At 41.5% G+C, this 24,564-nt stretch carries 27 protein-coding genes and 1 pseudogene; 15 read left to right on the forward strand and 13 right to left on the reverse strand.

All coding sequences use genetic code 11. From position 1 onward, the window contains the following. Window positions 1–102 precede the first annotated feature (102 nt). Window positions 103–651: a GNAT family N-acetyltransferase gene (locus UB32_RS06450; protein WP_044392193.1), complete on the forward strand. Its 549-nt coding sequence runs from the start codon at window positions 103–105 to the stop codon at window positions 649–651. Window positions 652–833: 182 nt separating this feature from the next. Here the strand turns inward: UB32_RS06450 and UB32_RS06455 are convergent, their stop codons facing one another. Then, window positions 834–1,052: a hypothetical protein gene (locus tag UB32_RS06455; protein WP_044392195.1), complete on the reverse strand. Its 219-nt coding sequence runs from the start codon at window positions 1,050–1,052 to the stop codon at window positions 834–836. 97 nt (window positions 1,053–1,149) lie between these two features. Here UB32_RS06455 and UB32_RS06460 point away from each other — a divergent pair, with 97 nt between their 5' ends. From UB32_RS06460 to UB32_RS06485, 7 genes are all read left to right on the forward strand, one after another. After that, the gene (locus tag UB32_RS06460; protein WP_084221744.1) at window positions 1,150–2,019 is read left to right on the forward strand and encodes a formate/nitrite transporter family protein; all 870 of its coding nucleotides are present in this window, start codon (window positions 1,150–1,152) and stop codon (window positions 2,017–2,019) included. Beyond that, window positions 2,012–4,993 (forward strand): formate dehydrogenase subunit alpha, encoded by a 2,982-nt coding sequence (fdhF, locus tag UB32_RS06465; RefSeq protein WP_044392196.1) that lies wholly within the window; start codon window positions 2,012–2,014, stop codon window positions 4,991–4,993. The genes UB32_RS06460 and fdhF overlap by 8 nt, the downstream gene beginning before the upstream one ends. After that, window positions 4,968–5,465: a DUF1641 domain-containing protein gene (locus UB32_RS06470; RefSeq protein WP_044392197.1), complete on the forward strand. Its 498-nt coding sequence runs from the start codon at window positions 4,968–4,970 to the stop codon at window positions 5,463–5,465. Before fdhF ends, UB32_RS06470 begins: the two co-directional genes overlap by 26 nt. A 12-nt stretch (window positions 5,466–5,477) precedes the next feature. Continuing rightward, window positions 5,478–5,690 carry a heavy-metal-associated domain-containing protein gene (locus UB32_RS06475; protein WP_044392198.1) on the forward strand — a complete coding sequence of 71 codons (213 nt, stop codon included), beginning with the start codon at window positions 5,478–5,480 and terminating at the stop codon, window positions 5,688–5,690. 23 nt (window positions 5,691–5,713) lie between these two features. Continuing rightward, entirely contained in the window at window positions 5,714–5,854 is a 141-nt protein-coding gene (locus UB32_RS20005) for a hypothetical protein (protein WP_157841618.1), read from the forward strand. Between the two features lie 63 nt (window positions 5,855–5,917). Beyond that, on the forward strand, window positions 5,918–6,712 hold the full coding sequence (gene fdhD, locus UB32_RS06480; protein ID WP_044392199.1) for a formate dehydrogenase accessory sulfurtransferase FdhD: 795 nt from the start codon (window positions 5,918–5,920) through the stop codon (window positions 6,710–6,712). 352 nt (window positions 6,713–7,064) lie between these two features. Then, the gene (locus UB32_RS06485) at window positions 7,065–8,231 is read left to right on the forward strand and encodes a TraB/GumN family protein (protein ID WP_044392201.1); all 1,167 of its coding nucleotides are present in this window, start codon (window positions 7,065–7,067) and stop codon (window positions 8,229–8,231) included. A gap of 449 nt (window positions 8,232–8,680) precedes the next feature. Here the strand turns inward: UB32_RS06485 and qoxD are convergent, their stop codons facing one another. Genes qoxD through qoxA form a run of 4 tightly spaced genes read right to left on the reverse strand, consistent with a single transcriptional unit; the run spans window position 8,681 to window position 12,556 of the window. Continuing rightward, on the reverse strand, window positions 8,681–8,980 hold the full coding sequence (qoxD, locus tag UB32_RS06495; protein ID WP_044392203.1) for a cytochrome aa3 quinol oxidase subunit IV: 300 nt from the start codon (window positions 8,978–8,980) through the stop codon (window positions 8,681–8,683). 1 nt (window position 8,981) lies between these two features. Continuing rightward, a complete protein-coding gene (gene qoxC / locus UB32_RS06500; protein ID WP_044392204.1) occupies window positions 8,982–9,587 on the reverse strand; it encodes a cytochrome aa3 quinol oxidase subunit III in 606 nt (201 codons plus the stop codon). Beyond that, a complete protein-coding gene (gene qoxB / locus UB32_RS06505) occupies window positions 9,577–11,556 on the reverse strand; it encodes a cytochrome aa3 quinol oxidase subunit I (protein ID WP_044392205.1) in 1,980 nt (659 codons plus the stop codon). The genes qoxC and qoxB overlap by 11 nt, the downstream gene beginning before the upstream one ends. Further along, window positions 11,546–12,556 carry a cytochrome aa3 quinol oxidase subunit II gene (gene qoxA / locus UB32_RS06510; protein WP_044392206.1) on the reverse strand — a complete coding sequence of 337 codons (1,011 nt, stop codon included), beginning with the start codon at window positions 12,554–12,556 and terminating at the stop codon, window positions 11,546–11,548. The genes qoxB and qoxA overlap by 11 nt, the downstream gene beginning before the upstream one ends. A 462-nt stretch (window positions 12,557–13,018) precedes the next feature. Here qoxA and UB32_RS06515 point away from each other — a divergent pair, with 462 nt between their 5' ends. Then, entirely contained in the window at window positions 13,019–13,912 is an 894-nt protein-coding gene (locus UB32_RS06515) for an oxidoreductase (protein WP_044392207.1), read from the forward strand. A gap of 50 nt (window positions 13,913–13,962) precedes the next feature. Here the strand turns inward: UB32_RS06515 and UB32_RS06520 are convergent. From UB32_RS06520 to UB32_RS06535, 4 genes and pseudogenes are all read right to left on the reverse strand, one after another. Beyond that, window positions 13,963–14,280: pseudogene (locus tag UB32_RS06520) on the reverse strand (DUF421 domain-containing protein); the annotation flags it as partial. 172 nt (window positions 14,281–14,452) lie between these two features. Further along, complete coding sequence (locus UB32_RS06525; protein WP_044392209.1) at window positions 14,453–14,653, reverse strand: cold-shock protein; 201 nt, start codon at window positions 14,651–14,653, stop codon at window positions 14,453–14,455. 188 nt (window positions 14,654–14,841) lie between these two features. Next, entirely contained in the window at window positions 14,842–15,054 is a 213-nt protein-coding gene (locus UB32_RS06530) for a capping complex subunit for YIEGIA (RefSeq protein ID WP_044392211.1), read from the reverse strand. 4 nt (window positions 15,055–15,058) lie between these two features. Next, complete coding sequence (locus tag UB32_RS06535; RefSeq protein WP_044392213.1) at window positions 15,059–15,970, reverse strand: YIEGIA domain-containing protein; 912 nt, start codon at window positions 15,968–15,970, stop codon at window positions 15,059–15,061. An 86-nt stretch (window positions 15,971–16,056) separates the two neighbouring features. Between UB32_RS06535 and UB32_RS06540 the strand changes: the two genes are divergently transcribed. Next, window positions 16,057–16,719 carry a YitT family protein gene (locus UB32_RS06540; RefSeq protein WP_241768441.1) on the forward strand — a complete coding sequence of 221 codons (663 nt, stop codon included), beginning with the start codon at window positions 16,057–16,059 and terminating at the stop codon, window positions 16,717–16,719. Here UB32_RS06540 and UB32_RS06545 read toward each other — a convergent pair whose 3' ends face one another. Together UB32_RS06545 and UB32_RS06550 are read right to left on the reverse strand one after the other, a co-directional pair. Next, window positions 16,720–17,937, reverse strand: coding sequence for an MFS transporter (locus UB32_RS06545; RefSeq protein WP_044392246.1), 1,218 nt, complete (start codon window positions 17,935–17,937; stop codon window positions 16,720–16,722). 50 nt (window positions 17,938–17,987) lie between these two features. Beyond that, entirely contained in the window at window positions 17,988–18,488 is a 501-nt protein-coding gene (locus tag UB32_RS06550) for a DUF3231 family protein (RefSeq protein WP_044392215.1), read from the reverse strand. A 152-nt stretch (window positions 18,489–18,640) separates the two neighbouring features. Here UB32_RS06550 and UB32_RS06555 point away from each other — a divergent pair, with 152 nt between their 5' ends. Genes UB32_RS06555 through UB32_RS06565 form a run of 3 tightly spaced genes read left to right on the forward strand, consistent with a single transcriptional unit; the run spans window position 18,641 to window position 21,186 of the window. Then, window positions 18,641–19,621: a sulfonate ABC transporter substrate-binding protein gene (locus UB32_RS06555; protein WP_044392217.1), complete on the forward strand. Its 981-nt coding sequence runs from the start codon at window positions 18,641–18,643 to the stop codon at window positions 19,619–19,621. A gap of 22 nt (window positions 19,622–19,643) precedes the next feature. After that, entirely contained in the window at window positions 19,644–20,408 is a 765-nt protein-coding gene (gene ssuC / locus UB32_RS06560; RefSeq protein ID WP_044392219.1) for an aliphatic sulfonate ABC transporter permease SsuC, read from the forward strand. Window positions 20,409–20,427: 19 nt separating this feature from the next. Continuing rightward, window positions 20,428–21,186, forward strand: coding sequence for an ATP-binding cassette domain-containing protein (locus tag UB32_RS06565; protein ID WP_044392221.1), 759 nt, complete (start codon window positions 20,428–20,430; stop codon window positions 21,184–21,186). A 10-nt stretch (window positions 21,187–21,196) separates the two neighbouring features. Here UB32_RS06565 and UB32_RS06570 read toward each other — a convergent pair whose 3' ends face one another. Both UB32_RS06570 and UB32_RS06575 read right to left on the reverse strand, forming a co-directional pair. Then, on the reverse strand, window positions 21,197–21,472 hold the full coding sequence (locus UB32_RS06570; protein ID WP_044392223.1) for a YqhV family protein: 276 nt from the start codon (window positions 21,470–21,472) through the stop codon (window positions 21,197–21,199). Window positions 21,473–21,618: 146 nt separating this feature from the next. Further along, complete coding sequence (locus UB32_RS06575; RefSeq protein WP_044392225.1) at window positions 21,619–22,209, reverse strand: biotin transporter BioY; 591 nt, start codon at window positions 22,207–22,209, stop codon at window positions 21,619–21,621. 196 nt (window positions 22,210–22,405) lie between these two features. Between UB32_RS06575 and UB32_RS06580 the strand changes: the two genes are divergently transcribed. Then, window positions 22,406–23,134, forward strand: a complete 729-nt coding sequence (locus tag UB32_RS06580; RefSeq protein ID WP_044392227.1) for a response regulator transcription factor — start codon at window positions 22,406–22,408, stop codon at window positions 23,132–23,134. Then, complete coding sequence (locus tag UB32_RS06585) at window positions 23,124–24,497, forward strand: sensor histidine kinase (RefSeq protein ID WP_044392229.1); 1,374 nt, start codon at window positions 23,124–23,126, stop codon at window positions 24,495–24,497. The genes UB32_RS06580 and UB32_RS06585 overlap by 11 nt, the downstream gene beginning before the upstream one ends. Window positions 24,498–24,564 lie beyond the last annotated feature (67 nt).

A 24,564-nucleotide genomic window follows, 5' to 3' on the forward strand; every position in this document is an offset into this window, starting at 1 on the left:
AATTTTAATAGGTGGCAGAAAGTTTTCTGAAACAGTTATAAAAGGAAAAATGAGTGATTTGTCGAATAATACTTTGTTAGGAATTGACGAGGAGGAGTATGAATGTTTTTATACAAAATAGATGACGAATTATCATTAAAGCAGGCAGAATTGAATGACGCAGAACGACTTTTTGAATTAACCGAGAGTGGCCGGGAATATTTAAAAATGTGGCTGCCATGGCTTGATTTTACAGTGACTGTTGATGATACAAGGGAGTTCATCAAGGGCTCGATGTTAGGTTATGCCGAAAACAGAAGCTTAACGACAGTGATTATATATAAAAGCGAAATTGTGGGTACTGCTGGATTTAATAACATCAATTGGTCAAACAAAACAGCGTACATTGGCTATTGGCTAGGGCATGACTATCAGGGAAAAGGAATCATGACCAGAGTGGCTAAGGGATTGACTGACTACGCTTTCCAACTTCTAAAGTTGAATAAAGTAGAAATCAGGGCAGCGGAGGAAAATAAAAAGAGTAGGAGTATTCCCGAACGGTTAGGATTTGTGAAGGAAGGAAGAATCAGGCAGGCAGAATGGTTGTACGATCATTATGTAGATCTCATCGTATACGGTGTTTTAGCTGACGAGTGGGATAAACATCAATAAAATAGAAAAAAAAACATTTTAAAAAATCCGGTCTGGTCAATTTTCCGCCAAGTTGGTTATAAAACAGTTTTTAAGTAACCATAATATTATTATGTAAACTTCTGCACACAAAAAAACCTCAGAGAAACCATACTCTGAGGTTTTTAGTGTTGTTAAAATTGAAAAAGCCAAGAGTCATTTATTTAAGGCAGCAAAAAGATATCATGAAAAGGCGGACTGTCGAGTTTTGACTGTTTTAAATATCCTTCCTCTACTAAAGCATCCAACCCTTTTTGGATTTCCTCTGGTTTGACTCCAAATAGATCTGCAACCTTTACGGTTGAGATGGTCATATACTTTGGTTTTTTGGCTGATGACTGAATCATTGTTTGAACACGTTGCAGCAATTGGTTGGTATCCATGAAATCACCTCATTTTTTTAAAATATTGTCTGATGCTAAATAATTTTCCCTGTAATGTAAATATTATTTAGAGAAATGAAAAGGAGTTGAATGTTCTGTGGCATACCTTCCACCTTACAAAATTGCACAACTGACCGTTGAAAATGGACAGAAAAAAGCGAATCTTCCTTTTTCAAGTGTACTCGTATTAGGTTTTCTCGGCGGAGCTTTCATATCCCTTGGCTACCTGCTTGATATTCGGGTTATTGCCAGTCTGCCAGAGGAATGGGGTTCCCTTAACTCATTGATCGGTGCGGCTGTTTTTCCTGTAGGACTTATTTTGATCATCATTGGTGGCGGGGAGCTGTTGACAGGAAATATGATGGCTGTTTCCATGGCTTATTTGTCAAGACGAATTTCGTTAGGATTACTATTGAAGAATTGGTTTTGGATTACTATATTTAACTTTATTGGAGCCTTGTTTATTGCTTATTTCTTCGGCCAGGTTGCGGAATTGACATCTGCTGGCCCTTACCTTGACAAAACGGTGGCGATTGCCGGCGGGAAACTAGAAGATGGTTTCTTTCCATCACTCGTCTCGGCAATTGGCTGTAATTGGCTAGTTGGCTTAGCTGTTTGGCTTGCATACGGTGCCGAGGATATCGGCGGTAAAATCCTGGCGATCTGGTTTCCAATCATGGCGTTTGTTGCGATTGGTTTCCAGCACGTTGTCGCCAATATGTTCGTCATTCCAGCAGCAATCTTCTCTGGCTATTACAGCTGGATTGATTTTATCAGGAATTTTATTCCGGTATTTCTTGGCAATGCAATAGGGGGCTCTGTATTTGTCTCGATGTTTTATTGGATTGCTTACCGTGGAACTATGGAAACGGAATCCCAGAAGGAATCAAAGCGAAAGCCAAACCATGCGGGAACAAAATGGTTTACCTTCCCGAAAGCAGGATTAAGGAGGCAAGGAAATGAGTAATTCAAAATTTACCATTGAAATCAACGGCAAAGAATACAATGCCGTGGAGGGACAGCGAATTTTAGAAGTCGCAAGGGCGGAAGAGGTATTTGTTCCTGGCGTCTGCTACCATCCAGACTTGGGAACCATCCAGACATGTGATACATGCTATGTGATGGTGGATGGGCAATTGACACGGTCCTGCACGATGAAGGTCGCGCCAGGGATGAAAATCGATACGGTGTCTGATCAAGTGAAGAAAGCCCAGTATGAGGCGATGTCTAGAATTCTTAAAAATCATGAACTGTATTGTACCGTTTGTGATAATAACAACGGCAACTGCACAATCCATAACACAGTAGAAGATATGGGACTAGCCCATCAGAAGTACCCATTTGAAGCAAAACCGTATCCACCTGATAATTCTCATCCTTTTTACCGTTACGAGCCTGATCAGTGCATTCTTTGCGGACGTTGTGTGGAAGCCTGCCAGGATCTTCAGGTGAATGAAACCCTCACGATTGACTGGAGCCGGGAAGTGCCAAGGGTTATATGGGACAATGACGTTCCGATCGACCAATCCTCTTGTGTTTCCTGCGGACATTGTGTGAATGTATGTCCTTGTAACGCTCTCATGGAAAAATCAATGCTTGGCAATGCTGGATTTTTGACGGGGATTGCTCCAAATATACTAGCCCCAATGATCGATATGACCAAAGAAGTGGAACCTGGATATCGTGAAATTTTTGCTGTATCTGAAGTGGAAGCAGCAATGCGAAAGGCTCGAATTAAACGGACAAAGACAGTCTGTACTTATTGCGGAGTCGGATGCAGCTTCGAGGTCTGGACGAAGGACCGGGAAATCTTGAAGATTCAGACGAAAACAGAAGCTCCAGTTAATGGAATCTCAACTTGTGTAAAAGGAAAATTCGGCTGGGATTACGTAAACAGTGAAGAACGGCTAACAAAACCGCTCATTCGGAAAGGGGAAGAATTTGTTGAAGCAACATGGGATGAAGCACTCTCCCTGATTGCCGAAAATCTATCTAAAATTAAAGAAGAGCATGGTCCAGATGCGATTGGCTATATCGCTTCATCCAAATGCTCAAATGAGGAAAACTTCCTGTTTCAAAAGTTTGCCCGTGGAATCATGGGGACCAATAATGTCGACAATTGCTCCAGATACTGTCAGTCTCCAGCGACGACTGGATTGATGCGGACTGTAGGCCTTGGCGGAGATTCAGGAACCATGGAAGATATCATGGCTTCTGATCTTGTCATCGTAGTAGGCGCTAATCCGGCTGAATCACATCCTGTTTTAGCGACTAGAATCAAGCGTGCCCACAAGCTCCATGGACAAAAGCTTGTCGTCGTGGATTTAAGGGAGAATGAACTGGCAGAGCGTGCCGATTTATTTCTTCATCCAAAGCCAGGAACTGACATCATCATGCTGAATGCGATTGCCAAATACTTTCTTGATCAAGGCTGGGAGGATGCAAGTTTTCTTCAAGAGCGTGTCAATGGTTTAGAAGAATACAAGTCGTCGCTTAAAAAATTCTCCCTTGAATATGCGGTGGAAAAAACCGGTCTCACTATGGAACAGCTGCTTCGTCTTGTCAAAATGATCAAGGAAGCAAAATCAGTCTCGATCCTCTGGGCTATGGGTGTTACGCAGCATATGGGGGCATCGGATACTAGCACCGCTATTTCCAATTTGCTGCTGGTAACTGGAAACTATGGGCGGACCGGTACAGGAGCTTATCCATTACGGGGGCATAACAATGTCCAGGGAGCATGTGATTTTGGGACACTTCCACCATGGATGCCTGGGTATGAGCCGGTAAATGATGAGACAGTCCGGGCTAAGTATAAGGCAGCGTGGGGAGTCGATTTGCCTGAAAATCCTGGTTATGACAACCATCATATGGTGGAGGCCATTAGCAAAGGGAAGATGAAAGCACTCTATCTATTTGGCGAGGATATGGCCATAGTGGACGCCAATTCAAACTATGTCCATTCAACTTTTGAAAAACTCGACTTCTTTGTAGTCCAAGATATGTTCTTCAGCAAAACCGCTCAATTTGCGGATGTTGTGTTACCTGCTGCACCAAGTTTAGAAAAGGATGGAACGTTCACGAACACTGAAAGGCGGATTCAGAGGTTCTACAAAGTATTTGAACCACTGGGAGACTCAAAGCCGGACTGGCTTATTTTCCAGGAACTAGCAAACCGACTGGGAGCAGACTGGAACTACCAGCACCCCTCTGAAATTATGGACGAAGCGGCCAAGCTTGCCAATCTATTCGCGGGAGTTAGCTATCAACGACTGGAGGAATGGGAATCGCTTGTATGGCCGGTAAAAGCGGATGGAACGGACACTCCGTTGCTTTATACCGAAAAATTCGCTTTCCCAGATGGAAAGGCAAGGCTCGTGCCTGTTGATTGGACTATACCATTTGACCCTGGCGCGGATTTTGATTTGCATCTCAATAACGGACGCATACTTGAACATTTCCACGAAGGCAATATGACTAACAAAACCGAGGGGATTGTGCACAAAGTACCTGATGTATGGCTCGAGATTTCACCTGAGCTTGCAGCTGAACGAAGTCTCGAGGATGGAGCACTTGTCGGGCTGACTTCGCCGTATGGCCATGTTGAAGTTCGGGTTATTGTAACGGACAGAGTAAAAGGGCATGAATTGTATTTGCCAATGAATACTGCCGATGATAACGAGGCTGTGAACAGGCTGACAAGCAGCTATCACGATATCATTACCCATACTCCTGCCTATAAGGAAATGGGAGTGAAAATGGTGGTGTTAGAACTTTCAGGAGTGCCGCCGCTTCCGAAACATAACCACCGTTATGGCAATCGAATTCCGCAGATCAGCGTGAAGGTAGAGGAAAAATGGCAGCGCTCCGACTATACACCCATTTCAGAAATAGATGACTTAAAGGAGGGATTTTATGGCGAAAGCGATCAGGCTAATTAGTAGACAGGTCCGGAATGAAACGGAAGAACGAGCTCAGGCAGCGGAAGAAATCTTGAAGTCGCTGGCTGACAATAAGGATGCCGTCCTGTCAATGATTGAAATGGCGAAAGAACTTCATGAAATGAAAGTCTTTGAGACAGCAGGAGCATTGTTGAAGCAGCGAAATGAGGTGGGAGTCATTGCCATGCAACAGGTCAATCAGCCTGCCGTGCACAATGTCATTAAAAGCGGTTTCGGATTGTTCCAATTTCTTGGCGGATTGCAGCCAGCCCAGCTTGAGACCCTTTTAAATGGTGTTACGCTTGGGTTGAAGCGAATGTCGCAAACTGGAGAACAAGGCAAGAAGCAAAGCCTCTGGAAAATGAGAATCAGGCTACGAAGTCCAGCAATCCGGGCTGCGATGACCACGATGGTAGATTTTATGGAGGGAATGGGGGAGGCCTTCCTAAGGAGCAGGGAAAAACGCGAATAGGGGGGAGTCACTGTGCAAGAAAAAATTTTCAAAATCAGTAATTTACATTCCGACGAAGATGCTCGTAAATTGACAGGAGCGATGCTTGACGTCTGGGGAATTTCCCAGGCAGAAGCAAGCACGCAGCACAAAACAGTTACCATCAAATTCGACGAAAGAATGTCTTCACAGGAAGACTTTAAACAGGCGGTGCGGGAAGCCGGTTTTGATCTGATTAGTGAATAACTACATTAAAAGAGGTGACAAAGATGAGAATATGCGAAGTTTGCGGGAGAAAAGAAGGCTTTGAAGAATACAAAGAAGATCTGTTCCAAGCTGTGATGCTCCATGTTTGCGACAGCTGCCGTGAGGATCGGAAAACTCAGCCGTTAGGAGATTGGGCATATTGATCGCGGAAGCAATTGCGGGTAATAGGTCGAGCGACAAATGAAGCTGAACCGAGGTGGCAGACGATGGAACCTATTGAAGTGAAACGGGAAATCATCCGGTACGGAAATGGACTTGCAGAACGAGTGGAAGACAGTATTGTTACAGAACACCCAGTGACAATCAAAATCAATGGCACAGAGTTTGCTACGATCGTTTGTTCACCTGATTTTATTGAGGACCTTGTCATCGGCTTTTTGGCATCTGAAGGCGTGATTCGAAAGTATGAGGATTTAGAAACGATCTGGATAGAAGAAAAGTCTGGCACAGCCCATGTTAAAACGAAAAAGATCAATCCATATTACCTTACTTTCCAAGGGAAAAGATATATTACATCCTGTTGTGGAGCAGGAAGGCAGGGCTACGTTTTTATTAACGATGCTCTGACTGCGAAAAAGATGGATCAAGTAAGAGTAACGATTTCATCTCAGGAATGTTTTTCTTTGATGAAGGACATGCAGGAATCATCCCAAGTGTTTCAAAATACGGGAGGAGTTCATAATGCGGCACTTTGCCAATCAGATAAAGTAATAATCTCAAGAATGGATATTGGCAGGCATAATGCTTTGGATAAAATTTATGGTCACTGCCTGAAAAACAGCATTCCACTTTCGGACAAAGTTCTTGCCTTTAGCGGGAGGATTTCTGCGGAAATCCTCCTAAAGGCATCCAAAATTGGCTGCGAGATTGTATTATCGAAATCTGCGCCTACAGAACTGGCCTTAAAGCTTGCAGAGGATCTGGGCATTACTACAATCGGCTTTGTTCGAGATGAATCCCTTAATGTGTACACTGGACAGGAAAGAGTATTCTTGGATTAATCCAAAGGAATTGGAAGTTATTTTTTGGATAGTTTAAGTTTTTCCCAAAATATACACGGTTGTCCTCATTGATATCTGGGTATATAACCTGTAAGAATGAGGAGGGATGTCTCATGAGTAAATTACTAAAAACAGCTATCAAATGGGGACCTGTTCTATATCCGATCGTCAAGAAAATAATGGACAGCAGGAAAACTTCCAAACTTTCCTCCAGATAAAACCAATGAAGGCCGTACAATGTCTGAAAAATGGCGATGTACGGTCTTTCTATGTATAATATCTATTTAGACCCGTTGTTCATGTTATAATAATGAAATAAAATAAATTTTTTCGTTTTTAAAGGAAGGTATCTATGGTTGAGGATCATATAACGAGAATTGAAATGAATGGCAAGGAATACATATTAATCGGTACGGCGCATGTATCGAGGCACAGCGCAGAGCAGGTAAAGGAAGTTATCGAGGCTGAGATGCCAGATTCCGTATGTGTGGAGTTAGATGAACAGCGTTATAAAACGATTACGGAAGGCTCTAAGTGGCAGGAAATGGATATCATTCAGGTCATTAAGGAAAAAAAGGCCTCGTTGTTACTGATGAATTTAGCTATCTCTTCGTTCCAAAATCGAATGGCGAGGGAACTTGGCATCAAAGCAGGCCAGGAAATGATTCAGGGGATTGAATCAGCAAAGGAAGTCGGTGCCCAGCTTATTCTAGCTGATCGTAATATTCAGATTACTTTTTCACGAATCTGGGGCAATCTAGGATTAAAAGGGAAGGCTCTCCTGCTTAGTCAAGTTATCACCAGCATCTTCAGCAAAGACAGCATCTCTGAGGAAGATCTTGAAAAGCTGAAGCAACAGGATACAATCAACGCTATGCTAAATGAGTTTACCGAGGCTTTTCCTCGTTTAAAAAAGCCGTTGATCGATGAACGCGATCAATATTTAGCTCAAAAAATTAAGGATGCACCAGGACAAAAAATTGTTGCTGTCCTTGGTGCAGCCCATATACCTGGCATCAAGGAACAGATTAAAAAAGACCATGACCTGAAAAAACTAAGGGAGGTTCCGCCAAAATCCAACTGGCCAAAAATCATCGGATGGAGTCTTCCAGTGTTTATTCTGGCAATCATCGTCTATACATTTTTAGCTAATCCTTCTGCGGGTTTTTCCCAGACGTTCAGTTGGATTCTATGGCATGGGAGCCTTTCAGCTCTGGGAGCAGCCATTGCCATGGGACATCCGTTAACCATCCTGACTGCATTTCTAGTAGCTCCGATTACATCGTTGAACCCGTTGCTTGCAGCAGGCTGGTTTGCCGGGCTAACACAAGCGTATATCCGCAGGCCAAGCGTGAAGGACTTCGGATCCCTTTCCGAGGATGTTTTCAGTGTAAAAGGGTTCTGGAGAAATAAAGTCAGCCGTATTTTGCTGATTGTTGTCCTTGCCAATCTTGGTAGCTCCATCGGAACTTTCATTGGTGGTGCCGATGTCATCCGGGTATTTCTAGAAAATTTATAAAATGACGGAACGGAACCATTAACAGGTTCCGTTTATTTGTGGCTTGACGAATAATTCTAAAGAAAAAGTGAAGAGAATGTGAAAAAACAAGATTAAATATGAACATTTTGTGACATTTTTTCGTAAATTCTGTTAATATTAACAGTACAAACGAAAAAGTGGAGGAATGAGAAGTGAGGAAACTTCTTATGTACTTTTATTTCATTGTTGGTATTTACTGTATTGTAAGCGGATTCTTGGCGGTGGTCTCGCATGGATTCCAACATGTTATCCTGTCACTGTGTCTAGCTGTCTTTAATTTTGGGATGTTTATTTTGTTTAAAAAAGAAGGGAGGATTCCTCAGCTTAGGTTAATTAAAGGACATAAAAGGGAAATAGCATAGACTTATCGGTTGATCTTTAAAATCAAAACAAAAAAACCAGACTCAGTGAGAGCCTGGTTTTTGTTTCTAATGCGAATGTCCGGACGTCATGACCCAGATAGAGCCTGCAACTATAACCACTGCAATGAACGCTGAATAGATAATATTGATATTGTTTGCGATTCGATCATTGCTTTCGTTGATGTGCATGAACATATATAGCTGGATACCGGCTTGGATAACTGCCAGTGTTCCAATGATCCACATAACGGCCGTCATGGAGAGGGAACTTTGCAGAGCAATCCATGCTGCTCCGAACGTCAAGACAAGCGACATGAAAAATCCGATGACATGACTGATTGGGAAGCCCTTAGAATGATTATCCATATTACATCACCAACCCTCTTAAATATACGAAAGTGAAGATGAAAATCCAAACGACGTCAAGGAAATGCCAGTAAAGCCCGAAGATAAACGTCTTGCGGGCAGTCACTGGAGTCAACCCTCTTTGCAGCATTTGGATGATCAGCAGGATAGCCCAACCGATCCCGATCGTAACATGCAGTCCATGCGTTCCCAGCAGGACGAAGAAGCTGGAAAGGAATGCGCTTGTTTGCATCGTTGCGCCTTCATGTACATAGTTTATGAACTCGCGGATCTCCATGAATAAGAATCCACCGCCGAGTAATAATGTAAAGACAAGCCACATCAACATGCCTTTCTTATTGCTGCGTCGCATCTCAAAAATCGAAATTCCCATCGTAAAACTGCTCGTTAATAGCAGGAAGGTTTGAATCAAAACGTCTTTTACGATAAAGAGATCACTCTGTCCTGGACCTCCTGCATGGCGTTCACTAAGGACACCATATACGCCAAAAAGAGTAGCGAAAAGTACTATTTCTGCTCCAAGGAAGATCCAGAAGCCAAGAATATTCATTCTATTTTGTTCTGTTTGGTATTCGAGCGGCAAAGCGGCGTTAACTTTAGCTGACATGGTTCTTCACTCCTTTGTTCCCGCCTTTTCTCCATTTGCGTTCAGTTTCAGAGATCTCATCCTTGTGAACATGGAAGCCTTCATCATAGTCAAACGAGCGGAAAGCCAATCCGACAAAAATTCCAAGTGCGGCAATGCCCGCAGCAATTGTCCATTCAAATACAAGCAGGAATCCTGAGATTCCGAACACTGCACCCATGTAAATCGGGATCCATGTGTTGCTTGGCAAGTGGATTTCTTCCACTTCATCTTCAGAAAGCGGCTGAAGTTCATTGTTCTTTTTCATATGCCAGAACGCATCAAGCTTCGTTACTTCAGGAAGGGAAGCGAAATTATATTGTTGGACAGGAGAAGCAGTTGCCCACTCTAGTGTCCTTGCATCCCATGGATCATTTCCAATATTGCGGTCCGCATGGCGAGCACTCCAGTAAATATTATATACAAGAGCGGCAAACCCTGCTGCAAGAATGATCGATCCAACAGCAGAAAGTAGCATCAGTGGCCCAAAGCCAGTTTCAGCAGAGTAGGTGTATGCACGGCGGACTGCACCATCAAGCCCTAAGAAGAACATTGGCATGAATGTAACATTAAAGCCAATCACGAATAGCCAAAAATGCCATTTTCCGATTTTTTCATTCAGCATGTAGCCGAACATTTTCGGCCACCAGTAATAAAGGCCAGCAAAGATCGGGAACACAACACCAGGAATCAAAACATAATGGAAGTGTGCAACCAGAAACAACGTGTTGTGATATTGATAATCAGCTGCTGCCATAGCAAGCATGACACCTGTCACTCCGCCAATCACAAAGTTTGGAACAAATGCAAGTGCCCAAAGCATGGAAGTCGTAAACTTGATCCGTCCTTTTCTCATTGTGAACAGCCAGTTGAACACCTTCACACCAGTTGGAATCGCAATTGCCATTGTTGTGATCGAGAAAAAGGAGTTCACAGCTGCATTATTGCCCATTGTGAAGAAATGGTGTACCCAAACAAGCATGCTTAGAACAGATATCAGCACAATGGAAACGACCATTGATTTGTAACCAAAAAGCGTTTTGCGGGCGAATGTAGAGATAATATCTGACAGCATCCCGAACGCTGGCAGGACGACAATATACACTTCTGGATGTCCCCATAACCAGAACAGGTTTGCCCATAGCATATCCATCCCGCCACCGGAAATGGTAAAAAAGTGTGCCCCAAATGTGCGGTCAAATGTCATCAACGCTAGCGCAACTGTAAAAATAGGAAAACTAGCAACAATAATGATCGATGTAATGAACGAAGTCCAGGTGAACATTGGCATCTTCATCAATGTCATGCCTTTGGTTCTCATTTTTAACACTGTAACTATGAAGTTAATACCGGTCATCAAAGTTCCAGCACCAGCTATTTGCAAAGCCACAGCATAAAAGTTATTCCCGATGCCTGGACTGAATTCTTTGCCGGCAAGAGGGAAGTAGGAAGTCCACCCAGCATCTGGGGAACCACCGATAATGAATGAAAGGTTAAACAGCGCAGCAGCGCTTGCAGTCAGCCAGAAACTAAGTGCGTTTAGCTGAGGAAAAGCAACGTCCCGAGCACCTATCTGTAATGGCACTGCAAAGTTCATGAGACCGATCAACAATGGCATCGCAACAAACAAGATCATGATGACACCGTGAGTCGTAAAAACTTCATTGTAATGCTGTGCATTCAAGAATTCATTTTCCGGAACTGCTGTCTGACTTTTCATCATCAATCCATCAACTCCGCCGCGGAAAAACATCACGACACCAAGCAAAATATACATAATACCTATTTTCTTGTGATCAACAGTTGTCAGCCATTCAGTCCAAAGGTAATTCCATTTTTTAAAATAAGTGATTCCGGCTATTGCTCCAACTAACGACAGAGCAATCCCGATCTGTGAAGCAAAAATCAGTGGATCGCCGGTTACGAAAAATTCATCCCATTTAATGCCCACTGTGCCCACCTCCGTTTGGATCCTCAGCTTCTGAGTCTTTCTGATTCATCGTTTCCGAGTTGTTACTGTCTGTATTTTTGTACTTGTAATTATTCTTGTCTTCAAAAATTTTACCTGGCCAGCCATGTCCTCTGTCATACAATTCAGGGTTGGTGTAATTCTTGGAGTGAGGATCGGAATGATCAACCCATTCAAGATGACTATTGGAGAATGTCTTGCGGCCGAAGTGTGATGGCTCCAGCATTTTCTCATACTCTTCAAGAGTCATTTTAGGTGCCGTTTCTTTTACGTCCTTAATCCACTGGTCAAAATCTTCCTGTGTCTGGGAGAGGACTTCGAATTCCATTCCTGCATAGCCTTGGCCATTGAAGTTTGTATTTCTGCCTACAAATGAGCCAGGGTTGTCAGCGACAAGGTAGAGCTGGGTCTCGGCATGGGCCATAGAGTATTTTTGGCCGCCAAGTGCAGGTACCCAGAAGCTTTGCATCGTACCTGCGGAAGTCAATTTAAAATCAATTGGACGATCTTCAGGAATATTCACATAGTTAACTGTCTCAATCCCTTGTTCTGGATAGCTAAAAATCCATTTCCAGTCAGCGGAAGTGACATTAATAACAAGCGGTTTTTTATCTTCGTAGCCTTTAGGTATTTCGTCTATTGCATAAATTGTTTTGACAGTTGGGATGGTTAAGGCAACGATAATCAAAATAGGAATCACTGTCCAAATAATTTCCAATGCTGTGCTTCCGTGCTCTTCCGGTGGCTCATAATCCAAATTGTCTTTTCGCTCGCGGTATTTCCAGACAATAAAGGCGAACAGTCCAAAAACAACCACTGTAACAAGTAGCAACAAAGCTATCGAAAAGTTGATTAGCTCAAGAATTTGCCTTGCGATTGGTCCCTCTGGGTTGAAAACTACCATATTGTTTTCACAGCCACTAAGCAGCAGCACAGTTATGATCGAGGTGAGGGAGACCAAAAAAAGTTTTGATTTCTTCATCACTGCAACTCCTTTCAAAATTAATCCTTGTACATTTTATCACAAACTTATGTTTATAAGTTCACAAATTTATCATACTTTCTCCAAAATAAACGGTAAGTTGTGGTAAAAAGTGTGATAAATATCACACATGTTTGTTTATAACTATTCTAACATGGCAATTGTTACAGTTTTGAGGATAATTGTGAACAAATTATGAAAACAAAAATTGGCATCTTCGTGAATTTCTAACAACAGATATTGACGTAAAAAGGGAAGCTAGGAGGGATGAATTTAATGGGAACGAGGAAATGAAAGCTAATTGTGTAGATTTTTTGATTAATCATTCACGAACATGTTGATATCAGAAATTGGTATGGTGAGGATAGGGTTGGATTAACCATTTAAAAAGCCTAGTTATGATACAATAAGAGGCGGATTAACAGAATTCGGCTCGCGTTTGAATGGAGGAATAAAGTAGTTATGTTAACAGACAACTTATCAGGGAAGATAGCCGTTATCACAGGTGCAAATAGTGGAATCGGCTTTGAGGCAGCAAAGTATTTTTCAGCAAAGGGAGCATTTGTCATTCTAGCTGTTCGAAATGAGAGTAAGGGCCAGATAGCTTTGGAATCCATTTTGAGGGAAAATCCAAATGCTAAAGTAAATATAATGAAGCTTGACCTTGCTGACCTTAAAAGTGTTCGCAACTTTGCAAAAAGTTTTATGGAGAAGTTCGAATTCTTGAATCTCTTGGTTAATAATGCCGGAGTCATGATTCCTCCTTATGGAAAGACAAAGGATGGTTTTGAACTTCAGTTTGGCAGCAATCACTTAGGTCATTTTGCTTTAACCGGACTATTACTGCCACTATTAAAAAACACACCGGGTTCACGTGTGGTTACTTTGAGCAGTATTGCCCATAGAGGAGCAAAGCTTGATTTTGACAATTTAGATGGGTCAAAAGGTTATAAGGCAATGAAGTTCTATGGTCAGAGTAAACTTGCAAATCTTTTGTTTGCCAAAGAATTGGATAATCGCTTCAAACAGCATGAGATAGAGAGCATAAGTGTTGCCTGCCATCCTGGATTATCAAATACGAATCTATTTCATTTCGGAAAAGGAGAAACACCTGCTTTTATAAAAGGACTGATGAAATTCATTACACAACCTGCTGAAAAGGGTTCTTTGCCAACAATTTATGCAGCTACGGAAGACAGCCTTAAAGGCGGGGAGTACATCGGACCGGACGGAAGAGGGAATCGAAAGGGGAATCCTGCGATTGAAGTACCGGCTTCAAATGTGTATAACATAGAAACGATGAATAGATTGTGGTCCATTTCTGAAGAAATGACAGATGTTTTTTATCATTTTTAGGCTTTTTATAATAGATGGTCTTGCTCAATCTGGCAGGACCATCTATTTATTTAATGCACCAAATCATCTCTTTTATCTATATAGAGTGTTCCATCAGGCTGGATTTCTGCAAAAAACACCTCATCCAATGAATTGGTACCAGATTGATGCAGCTGTTGCACGAGCCAGCTTTGATCTTTATTCATTTTAGCCAGATTTTGAAGATTGACCTGACCGTCAGCTATGAGTTCTGTCGAAAGCGGAACAAAATTACCTTGTGTAACGGCAATATTTAAATCTTTTTTCGTAACTATTTGTTTGTTCGGTTTTTTCATAACAGAAAGCTTTCCATCCGTTTCAAAGATAGCATAATCGACATCGCTTAATGAAAAGACATTTTTTCTAAATTATTTGCAATCAGGTAAAATATATTCTATGAGTTTGAAGTTGGAAATGTAAAACCGTGAGTGAGGGAGTGTGGAAGAAATCCGTAGCAGGAATGGGATCTGGAATAATAAAGAAGAAGGTTCCGAAAGGAACCTTCTTCTTTTCAGAAAACGATTATAGTTTTGTTACGTTAGCAGCTTGTGGTCCGCGAGCGCCTTGCTCCACGTCGAAAGATACTTTTTGTCCTTCGTCTAATGATTTGAAACCTTCGGATTGGATAGCAGAGAAGTGTACGAATACGTCGTCTCCACCTTCGCGCTCGATGAATCCAAAACCTTTTTCTGCGTTAAACCATTTTACTGTACCTTGTTCCATTACTTTTACCTCCTAGTGCCATTCGCACAAATGTTACTATCCTTGCCCAAAGTGATCATTAAGACGAAATAATTTCTATCCTTTACACCGAACAAAAATAATTCTACTCCATCATATCAAATAATGGTGTTAAAAGCAAACGAAAAAGAGAGATTTCATTCTATTTACCCATTTTAAAACGAAGGGATTTATTGAGTCCTCCTAACCACCATCTGGTCGCCAAATGTTAGTTTCACTATGTCTCCCTTGAGCGTTGTTGCTAGTTCCTGAGAGATTGCATCTTGTTCTTCTTTATTCTCCGCAAGCAAGGTTAGCTGCCGTCCGCCGATCACCCGGTCTTTAGAAAGGGTGACCAAGGCAATGATATCAAATCGGGGAATTCCGCCTATTTCCTGTCCCATATTTTTAATTCCTCCCAACAAAATTAGTGCTAAGAACATCTTTGTTCTTTTTTGTACTTTCAAGCAGTGGAGTTTTTTTGATTGCTTCGATTAAACGGTCGGCGTCTTTAAGTATGGGAACAAAGGTAATGATGACTTTTCCATTTTCAAAATCCTTTCTTGTATAGTGGTAGCGTTTAAGGCCAAGTGTCCGTGTAGCTTCAAACAAGGCAGCTTGCTGCTGACCAAAATGATCCAAAGTGATTCGGAATCTTTCCTCATTGGGACTGATCACAGCGGCAATTCCCTCTTTTTGAAATAAAGACGATGCATCATCCGATCCAAGCAGATTTGTTACATAGATACCATTAACATATAAATCATTGTTTTTAAGGGATATGATTCCTGATTCAACTTCCGCTATGTCTCCAATCGTTTTTCCTTTAGAGAATCGTTTCAGTACAAATAAAAGGATAAAACCGGTGATAATACCTGACACGATATTAATCGCCATGATCTTGCTGTTGATTAATTGCATTGTCAGTGCAGATCCGAATGAAACGATCAGTGCAAAATAATTGCGAGCCTCGAAAGTTTTGGCGATTCCATCGATATAGGCATTTCCCCTGCTTGTATATTCTGCATCTTCCAGATCTTTCAAGCTTTCTCTTTCGGCTTTTCTGACGTCTCGGAACTGCTGGATGGCCAATGTCAGGAAGGTAACGGCAATAAAGTTCTTTGTCATTAGAGCTGGAATTGCTACGGCTCCGAGAGCTGCTGCTACAAATCCAGTCACAAGGTTCGTAAGATAACCATTAGGGTAACTGGGATATTGCCGAAAATCCTCCTTAACAGTGAGGATGCGGGCGCAGGTCCCTGTACTAATGGCAACTATGATCATGATAATATGTTCGGTAGAAATGATGTCTGTTTTCATATAGTCACTCCGTTGTTTCCTCCATTTGATAGCTTCCATGCTTAAATCTTTGATACATATAAAATGGACAAAAGGAATAATAATGAATGATAGCTTATCCAAAAAGATCTAATACTTTAAAAAGATGGGATGCGCTTATGATCGCTTTTTTCCAAAAAAACGGTTTGGTTGTTGCAGGAGGAACCATTCAAGGGTTGGGAATGGGGCTTTTTTTATTTCCACACGCGATCCCTTCGGGTGGCGCAGGTGGAATAGCTGTTCTATTAAATTATTTTTTTCACCTTGATATGGGATTTGCTCTTTGGATCGTCAATTTCTCCATGCTAGTGGTCGCCACAAAATACCTCGGGAACAAAAGCGCATTATGGACGATGCTTGCTATCACCATAACCTCAATAACGGTAGCGTTTTGTGAACAATATTATCTGACTGTGAACCGAAATGAATGGTTTGATTTACTCATCGGATCGATCTTTTTAGGAACCGGAATCGGCATATTACTTAGGGAAGGAGTTTCCAATGGTGGTGTCGGGGTCATTGCCCTCATTCTTGCCAGAAGGAGAAACTCGCTTCCCGGTCCTGCACTTTTTTGGATTAATAGCAGTATTTTTATTATGACTGGCTTCCTTATTAACATCGAACTCATTGTGCAAGCACTGATTAGTCAATGGATTTCCACGAAAATCGTGGATATTGTGTATTACTATCGTTTTCATCAGGCATACACTTTAGACTGGCGAAGAAAATAGTTAAACATAATTATATCGGAAGGCTGAATATTTCTCCTTTTCTCCGCTTGGCTTACTAACGTGAATCGTCAGAATTGCTAGCAAACCTACAATAAATGTCAGAGTAGCGATTGACAGAAACATACCCGTACGCGACCAATCCATTAACCGAGTGAAGACAGGCGGACCGACTGCAACACCTAGAAAACGCACAGAGCCATATAGCGATGTGACAAAACCGCGCATTTCCTTGCCAACTGAACCTGTGATTAAACTATTGAGACAAGGGAGTACCAATCCTGTTCCGATACTGCTAAAGATCAGGATAAACAAAAATGGGACTATTTTTTCCACAAAAACTAAACTGACATAGGACAAGGTCATCAGCAGAAAACCAAGAACGGTCAGGCGCTTCATCACCAGCATGTTTTTCCCGATTTTTGCGCCTGTTATATAGGCAGTACCACCTTGAACAAGCAAAGGGATTGCCAAAATCAGTCCCTTTTTGACCCCATTAATGCCGTATTGGACCTCTAGAGTATCTGAAAGATAGAAGAGTATTCCAAATAGGGTAAATAAACAGGTCGCACCCGCAAGATAGGTAGTAAATAGCCATCTGCCCTCCATTTTAAAAACATTCATTAGACCATGTACATACTTTTCAAATGGAGGAGGTGCCTGTCGATTTCGCTTTTCTTTAATGAACATCCAGGTGAGGATGATAGATATAAGACAGATCGCCGGAAAGGCATAAAAAACGGCAAACCAGGCAACAATTGCAAGCAGCGAGCCAATGATCGGCGATAAAACTTTTCCTAAGCCGTTTGAAGCTTCCACAATGCCGAGAACGCGGCTTTGTTCACCGCCTTTAAATAAATCGCCTGTGAGCGCCATTGCTATCGGCGCGGTCCCAGCTGCACCGATTCCTTGGAGAGTCCTGCCAATAAGAATCCAAATATAGGAATTCGTCAGCACATTAGAAGCAAAACCGGCAAGTAAACCACCTACACCATATAAAATCAGCGCTGGCAGGATAACGATCTTCCTTGAGAATCGGTCAGACAAGTAGCCAAGAATGGGAATAAAAATTGCTGCTGCAACCGAAAAAACGGTAATGGTTAAGCTAACCTGAAGCTGTGTCAATCCTAGTTCTGATTTCATTTTTGGGAGAATGGGGATAAGCATCGAATTCCCCAATGTCATAATTAATGGGATAGACCCGATGGCAGCAATCAGCATCCCTTTATTTTTTTTTGCCAAAAATCCTGCACATCCTTTATGAAAAATTCTTATTTTAGATTGATTGGCGGCGCTACAATCCAACCTTTTTCTTTCATGATTTTCATTAGCTTGTCTTCATACTCACTTTTTTGAACATGAAACTCACCAAACATTTCTGGTATATCTGATCTGATTGCGATGCCCATTATATAACTGTCCTTTATTTTGCCGACCACCAATTCCCGTTGTACTAATAAAGCAATTTCCGGATCATTGAAACGTGCACCTGCAGGAATATCTTCCACCTGTACATCAGGTCGGGCAGGAGGTGCTGGCGGAAGACGGATTCCATTTTGCTTCAATATCGCTTCTGTTTGCTGCTCCTCTTGCTTATAACAATTCTCCAGCAAATCCTCTAAAAAAACCTTCAAATCATGATCCCCAGTATGATTGATAAAAATTTGCAGTGTGACCATATACCCTTTTGTTGCATAAAGATGCGACCATAAATTAAATACTTCACCTGAATGTAGAGGTTCATTTTCAGGTTTTTCACTAAACATTCCCATCTATGTTCCCTCCGAATCTTCAATTCACTTTCTGGTTAGTTTACCTGCTTTGATTTTTTTTATGTTTTTTATTTTGTTCGATTCAGGAACCTACTTTTTTCCTTTTACATAGGCTAAATCAGTTACAAATGGAGTTCAAGGGGAGTAGGGAAATGAGATTCAATTCATTGTTTTACAAAAAAATTTTTACAGGTTTTGTATTGTTTTTCGCCCTTGTCCTGACGAGTTGCAGTCAAGATGGGGGAACGCAGCAAGGGAAAGATGCTATGTCTTCTGATAAATCCATTCGAATTGGCTATCAAAAAAATGGTCCGCTAGTTATATTAAAGTCTTTGGGCACGGTGGAAAAGGAGCTGGAGAAAAAAGGAGTAAAAGTTGAATGGAAGGAATTTCAGGCAGGACCTGCATTAATGGAAGCTTTAAATGCGGGAAGCATCGATTTTGGAAGAACAGGGGATTCACCGCCAATATTTGCACAGGCCTCCGGTTCGCCAATTGTCTATGTTGCTGCTGGATATTCAAAATATGAGGGTAGTGGAATTCTCATTCCAAAGAATTCTCCGATTCAATCTCTGGCTGACTTAAAAGGGAAGAAGATCGGCTTTGTCAAAGGTTCAAGCTCCCATTACCTACTTGTTAAGGCATTAGAAAAAGCAGGTCTTGATTATAGCGATATCACTCCAGCCTACCTACAGCCAGGGGACGCTCGAGTCGCCTTCGAACAAGGAAGTATTGATGCCTGGGTAACGTGGGACCCATTCACTGCTGACACTCAACTAAATTCTGATGCTACATTGCTTGTGAATGGAGAAGGATTGACATCTGACCGTGATTTTTTCGTTGCGAACGCGAACTACGCGAAAAAAAATAAAGAAATCCTTGAGATTATTGTAAATCAGATCCAACATTCATCAGAATGGGCAAATGGTCATCAGAAAGAACTTGTGACCATGATTGCCCCACTGCTGAAAATTGATGAAAAATCGATAGAAATGGCCGTCCAAAGACGAGAGTACGGAGTCGACCCCTTAACAGATGAAATCAAAAAGGAACAGCAAGCAAAGGCAGATACTTTCTATCATCTGAAAATCATCCCTAAAGAAATTCATGTAGAGGAAGCAATGATGGATTGAGTGGGTTAGGAGGAGAAATTTTATGCAAGCTCGTTTTAAGGCTGGTATACGCCGGATGATTCCCTGGGCTTTACCGGTATTATTATTGGTATTATGGCAGCTGTTTTCATGGAATGGAGTCATTTCAGATAGAATATTGCCGGCCCCGAGTGACGTATTTACAGCGGCAATTGAATTGACGAGTACAGGGGAGTTGACTGATCATATCTCGATCAGCCTGGGAAGGGCAACGCTTGGATTTCTGATTGGTGGCCTTCTTGGCTTTTTCCTTGGAATCATGAACGGAATCTTCCGTTTTTCTGATCTATTGCTTGATACGTCGATACAAATGCTAAGGAATATTCCGCACCTCGCGCTGATTCCTTTAGTGATCTTATGGTTTGGAATAGATGAGACTTCCAAAATTTTTCTCGTCGCTCTCGGTGTTTTATTTCCGGTGTATATTAATACGTATCACGGAATTAAAAATGTGGAAGGTGATTTGATTGAAATGGGCAAAGCATATGGATTACGAGGATCCAAATTGTTTTTTTCAGTCATTTTCCCCGGAGCTTTATCCTCCATCTTAGTTGGCATCCGATTTTCACTAGGAGTGATGTGGCTCACATTGATTGTCGCAGAAACCATTTCTGCTCACTCAGGAATTGGCTATATGGCCATGAATGCAAGAGAATTTATGCAGATGGATGTCATTGTGTTAAGCATTCTCATCTATGCTTTGTTTGGAAAATTCTCTGATATGGTTGCGAAGTATATGGAAGAAAAATGGCTTAAGTGGAAGACATAATCAACGAGGAGGTTCGGGAATGAAAAAGGATGCTCGAGTACCGCATATTCACCTCAATCAATTGAAAAAGAGTTTTGATCATACTGTTGTATTGGATGGAATCAATTTGAAAGTAAACCAGGGTGAATTTATTGCCATTGTAGGAAAAAGCGGCTGTGGAAAAAGTACCCTTTTGCGGTTAATTGCAGGACTGGAACATTACAACGAAGGATCGATTTCGATTAAAGACAAGGAACTTGCAGGTCTCAATACACAGGCAAGAATCATGTTTCAGGATGGACGTCTGCTTCCGTGGAAAAGAGTCCTCGAAAATGTCGGATTGGGCTTGAAAGGGGACTGGCGACAAACTGCAATCGCTGCGTTAAGAGATGTAGGGCTCGAAGGTAGAATGCATGATTGGCCCTCAAAGCTTTCGGGAGGGCAAAAACAAAGGGTTGCACTTGCAAGAGCGCTGGTGCATAAACCGGAGATTCTGCTCCTGGATGAACCGCTAGGAGCATTGGATGCACTTACAAGACTGGAAATGCAGGAACTTATTGAATGTATATGGGAGAAAGAAAAAATCACAACCATCCTAGTAACACATGATGTAGAAGAAGCTGTTGCTCTTGCTGATCGAGTCATCCTAATTGAAGATGGAAAAATTGTCTTAAGTAAAAACATTAATCTTTCAAGACCAAGACAGAAAACTCAGCAGGTTTTTGTTAATATTTCAGAAGAGATTTTATCTAGAATTGTCGACCCAAACGAACAGAATCTGCGTCTCATTATAAAATAGCAATTTAAACCTACTCGGTTTTCACGCCATATAAAATACACGCAACACCACAAAGGATCCATATCATTTTTTGAAATGAAATTCGATCAGAAAGACCAAGTAACCCTATCGCCGTGGTTGCGATAAGGATGAGAGGGCCAACAAAAGCAAGGGTGCTATTAACAATAAGAGCTTTTTCTACATCATTAAATTTTAAGATGAGTACGGCTGCGAATATTTCAAGGCTCCCCGAAAAAAATCGTAACAGAGCCATTCCGATTATTGCTTTTTCAAATAACTGTACCATCGTAATCCTCCCCGGAAACCTTTTAGCATTTTATTGTATGCACGGTGCCAAGAATAAAGGACAAGAAAAAAAGCATATCAGAACTTTATCTGTTATGCCTTTTCTTCTATATTGAATAGGTTTCTGCTCTCTTCGCTTCTTTGACGTTAAACAGCTTTTCGTAAATGTTTGAAACTTCCCTTTGAAAGAATAGTTCTTTCGAGCCTATGGCCCATCATTCCAGCTAAAACAGCTAGAATAATGTCTTTTGGAAGAGGAGCAACCATCCAGAGCCATGCCAGCTTATACGTGAATCCTTCTGGTGCTGCCGCCCATAATTTATAGGCAAAATACATCCAGTTTGTACCTACTACATAATTAATAAAAAGACCTGCGAGTGCTGCTGAGATGAAAGCTGCAAGTGAACGATTATTCTTAACAACCTTGCCTGCTACATAAGCTGTTAAAATAAACGATAGAATAAATCCGAATGTAGGGCTGATCAATGTGGAAAATCCTGCGCTGAACTGCGCAAAAACAGGAACACCTGCTAGCCCAACCAAGGCATATACCGTCATTGAAATCGCTCCTAGCCGGCTGCCCAGGATGATTCCCGCTAAAATGGCAAAGAAGGTTTGCAAGGTAATGGGGACACCTCCTATTACCATGAATGGTACAAGTGCGGTGATGTTCGCTCCAATCGCCATTAGACCAACAAACATGGATGCAAGTGTTAAATCAAGTGCTTTTAATTTCAACTAAAACGCCCTCCTTTTTCCTCTAAAACAAGAATAAACTTTCTTGATTATTTATGTCAACTAAAAATAATATTGGTTAACAATTTTAATATCAGCAGACGGCTGTCGTATTTCCTTGATGGTTTGGATATTGCGGCTACTCCCCATATATACAAACACGAGAAATTGTGCGACAATAATGAATTAGAGGTGAGCTATGATGTCTACAATCGCAATTGTGGAAGACGACCCAACAGTATTTGAAATGCTTCAAGTTTTTCTAATTAGAGATGGATATAAAATTCAGAGGTTCTCTGATTCTACTGGAGTGATCGAGTATATTCAACAAACCCCTCCCGACTTACTTTTGCTAGACTGGATGTTACCAGGGGTCAGCGGGATTACTTTGTTGCAGGAAATTCGCAAAATTACAACTACGCTTCCTATCATTATGTTGACTGCAAAAGATGATGTCGTCGATTTAGTCATCGGCCTTGAAGGAGGCGCTGATGATTATGTTACTAAGCCATTTAGTCCGTTCGCGCTCTTAGCACGGATAAAAGCTCATTTGCGGCGCATGGAAACTTTTGGTTCCATTACTCAGGTGGTCACCAGCAATCAAATTCAAGACAATTTTATTGCGGGGCAAAACTATCAAATTAACCTAGACACTCGTGAGGTTGTCTTACATAATCAAATGATCGAAAGTTTAACGCCAAAAGAATTTGATATTCTTGTTTTCTTAGCAAGACATCCAAAACATGTATTTTCACGAGAACAATTAATCGAAACTATCTGGGGATATGATTATATTGGCGATGATCGTACCGTAGATGCTCATATTAAACGGTTAAGAAGGAAAATTTCTACTCCGCCTTATTCTTGGATTCATACTGTGTGGGGATCTGGTTACAAATTTGATGGGGATATCGTCGATGAAACTTAGATTTTTCCACCAGCTTTTTATCAGTCATATATTCGTATCGGGACTTTTGTTGACTCTGATCGTCGGCTCAACTTACATGCTGCTTCCGAATCTCCTATATCAATTAAAAATACAGCAGTTTGAAAAAATAGGGTCTTATTTAATTTTAAACCCAAGCCTTGTTCAGCCATCAAATGGTCGAGATGTATCATTGCACATACAATTAATCAAAAAAAATGTACCGATCCAAAACACACCTAATCCAAACGCTTCCAATATAAATCTGGGAGATTCGGATTGGGCAAAACTGAACAAGGGAGAAAAATTAGAATTTCGCCAAGACCGACAACACTTTAGCATTCCTATGACGGTTCTCATCATGCCTGTTCAACAAGATGAAGCTTTGCTTATCGCTTCCCCGTTAAACGAAATTGAAATAGCAACCAAAGAATTACAAAGTCTTTTATGGAAAGTAACTGCCATTCTCATGCTATCTGTATTTTTTATAAGCATTTTATTAGCTAGACGATTACAAAGTAGAATCTCCACCATGCGTGAAATGACCCGGATAATAGCCGATGGGGAATTTGGCAAACAAATTCCAGTAAAAGGTCAGGATGAAATTGCGGACCTTGCCCATGATTTGAATCGAATGAGCCAAAACCTTGAAATCACTTCAAAAGAAGTCGAACGGCTTGAACTCTTACGTTCACAGCTATTTGCCGACTTATCTCATGAAATAAAAACACCGCTCACATCGATTCGTGGCTGGATTGAGGCGCTTCGGAACGGATATATACAGAATGATCAACAGCAGCGAGTTTATTTTATGATTGAAAATGAAACCTTACGATTGATCCGAATGGTACAGACCACTATGGATCTGGAACGATTGCGCAGCGGTCAAGCACCACTCCAATATAAAACCATTGATTTATGCAAGATGGTGGAACAAGTTACAGATCAAATGCGTATATTGGCTGATGAGCAGGAGCTTCAGCTTACCAACGAATGTTCTGGTAGCCATCATAACCTCACGATAATGGGAGATGAGGACCGTCTCCGGCAAGTACTGATAAACCTTTTAAAGAACGCATTGCAATTCACTTCTTCAGGCCTTATAAAAATAAGCTGTTCTGCCGATGCGGATGAAGTTCGGATTGAAGTGGAAGATACCGGAATAGGAATGACGCCCGAGGAGCAGAAGCTCATTTTCGACAGATTTTACAAAGTTGATCCATCTCGTTCCTTGCAAAGAGGGGAGATGGGATTAGGACTATCTTTGGTCAAAGCCATCGTCGAAGCTCATAACGGAAAGATTGAATTAACCAGTATAGTTCAGCAAGGATCGATATTTCGTGTGATACTTCCGCGACTTCAGTAAGAAACTCGCCACCACTAGCAGTGACGAGCATGTATAATGGATTACAATTTATCTAATTCTGTTTGAA

Source organism: Mesobacillus subterraneus (assembly GCF_000934845.1).
Classification (GTDB): Bacteria; Bacillota; Bacilli; order Bacillales; family Cytobacillaceae; genus Mesobacillus; species Mesobacillus stamsii.

What these genes read in the sequence shown, in the direction of transcription:
- UB32_RS06450 (WP_044392193.1), top strand. Translation starts at nt 103, where the DNA reads ATGTTTTTATACAAAATAGATGACGAATTATCATTAAAGCAGGCAGAA.
- UB32_RS06455 (WP_044392195.1), bottom strand. Translation starts at nt 1,052, where the DNA reads ATGGATACCAACCAATTGCTGCAACGTGTTCAAACAATGATTCAGTCA.
- fdhF (WP_044392196.1), top strand. Translation starts at nt 2,012, where the DNA reads ATGAGTAATTCAAAATTTACCATTGAAATCAACGGCAAAGAATACAAT.
- UB32_RS06470 (WP_044392197.1), top strand. Translation starts at nt 4,968, where the DNA reads ATGGCGAAAGCGATCAGGCTAATTAGTAGACAGGTCCGGAATGAAACG.
- UB32_RS20005 (WP_157841618.1), top strand. Translation starts at nt 5,714, where the DNA reads ATGAGAATATGCGAAGTTTGCGGGAGAAAAGAAGGCTTTGAAGAATAC.
- fdhD (WP_044392199.1), top strand. Translation starts at nt 5,918, where the DNA reads ATGGAACCTATTGAAGTGAAACGGGAAATCATCCGGTACGGAAATGGA.
- UB32_RS06485 (WP_044392201.1), top strand. Translation starts at nt 7,065, where the DNA reads ATGGTTGAGGATCATATAACGAGAATTGAAATGAATGGCAAGGAATAC.
- qoxD (WP_044392203.1), bottom strand. Translation starts at nt 8,980, where the DNA reads ATGGATAATCATTCTAAGGGCTTCCCAATCAGTCATGTCATCGGATTT.
- qoxC (WP_044392204.1), bottom strand. Translation starts at nt 9,587, where the DNA reads ATGTCAGCTAAAGTTAACGCCGCTTTGCCGCTCGAATACCAAACAGAA.
- qoxA (WP_044392206.1), bottom strand. Translation starts at nt 12,556, where the DNA reads ATGAAGAAATCAAAACTTTTTTTGGTCTCCCTCACCTCGATCATAACT.
- UB32_RS06515 (WP_044392207.1), top strand. Translation starts at nt 13,019, where the DNA reads ATGTTAACAGACAACTTATCAGGGAAGATAGCCGTTATCACAGGTGCA.
- UB32_RS06525 (WP_044392209.1), bottom strand. Translation starts at nt 14,653, where the DNA reads ATGGAACAAGGTACAGTAAAATGGTTTAACGCAGAAAAAGGTTTTGGA.
- UB32_RS06530 (WP_044392211.1), bottom strand. Translation starts at nt 15,054, where the DNA reads ATGGGACAGGAAATAGGCGGAATTCCCCGATTTGATATCATTGCCTTG.
- UB32_RS06535 (WP_044392213.1), bottom strand. Translation starts at nt 15,970, where the DNA reads ATGAAAACAGACATCATTTCTACCGAACATATTATCATGATCATAGTT.
- UB32_RS06540 (WP_241768441.1), top strand. Translation starts at nt 16,057, where the DNA reads ATGATAGCTTATCCAAAAAGATCTAATACTTTAAAAAGATGGGATGCG.
- UB32_RS06545 (WP_044392246.1), bottom strand. Translation starts at nt 17,937, where the DNA reads ATGCTGATTGCTGCCATCGGGTCTATCCCATTAATTATGACATTGGGG.
- UB32_RS06550 (WP_044392215.1), bottom strand. Translation starts at nt 18,488, where the DNA reads ATGGGAATGTTTAGTGAAAAACCTGAAAATGAACCTCTACATTCAGGT.
- UB32_RS06555 (WP_044392217.1), top strand. Translation starts at nt 18,641, where the DNA reads ATGAGATTCAATTCATTGTTTTACAAAAAAATTTTTACAGGTTTTGTA.
- ssuC (WP_044392219.1), top strand. Translation starts at nt 19,644, where the DNA reads ATGCAAGCTCGTTTTAAGGCTGGTATACGCCGGATGATTCCCTGGGCT.
- UB32_RS06565 (WP_044392221.1), top strand. Translation starts at nt 20,428, where the DNA reads ATGAAAAAGGATGCTCGAGTACCGCATATTCACCTCAATCAATTGAAA.
- UB32_RS06570 (WP_044392223.1), bottom strand. Translation starts at nt 21,472, where the DNA reads ATGGTACAGTTATTTGAAAAAGCAATAATCGGAATGGCTCTGTTACGA.
- UB32_RS06580 (WP_044392227.1), top strand. Translation starts at nt 22,406, where the DNA reads ATGATGTCTACAATCGCAATTGTGGAAGACGACCCAACAGTATTTGAA.
- UB32_RS06585 (WP_044392229.1), top strand. Translation starts at nt 23,124, where the DNA reads ATGAAACTTAGATTTTTCCACCAGCTTTTTATCAGTCATATATTCGTA.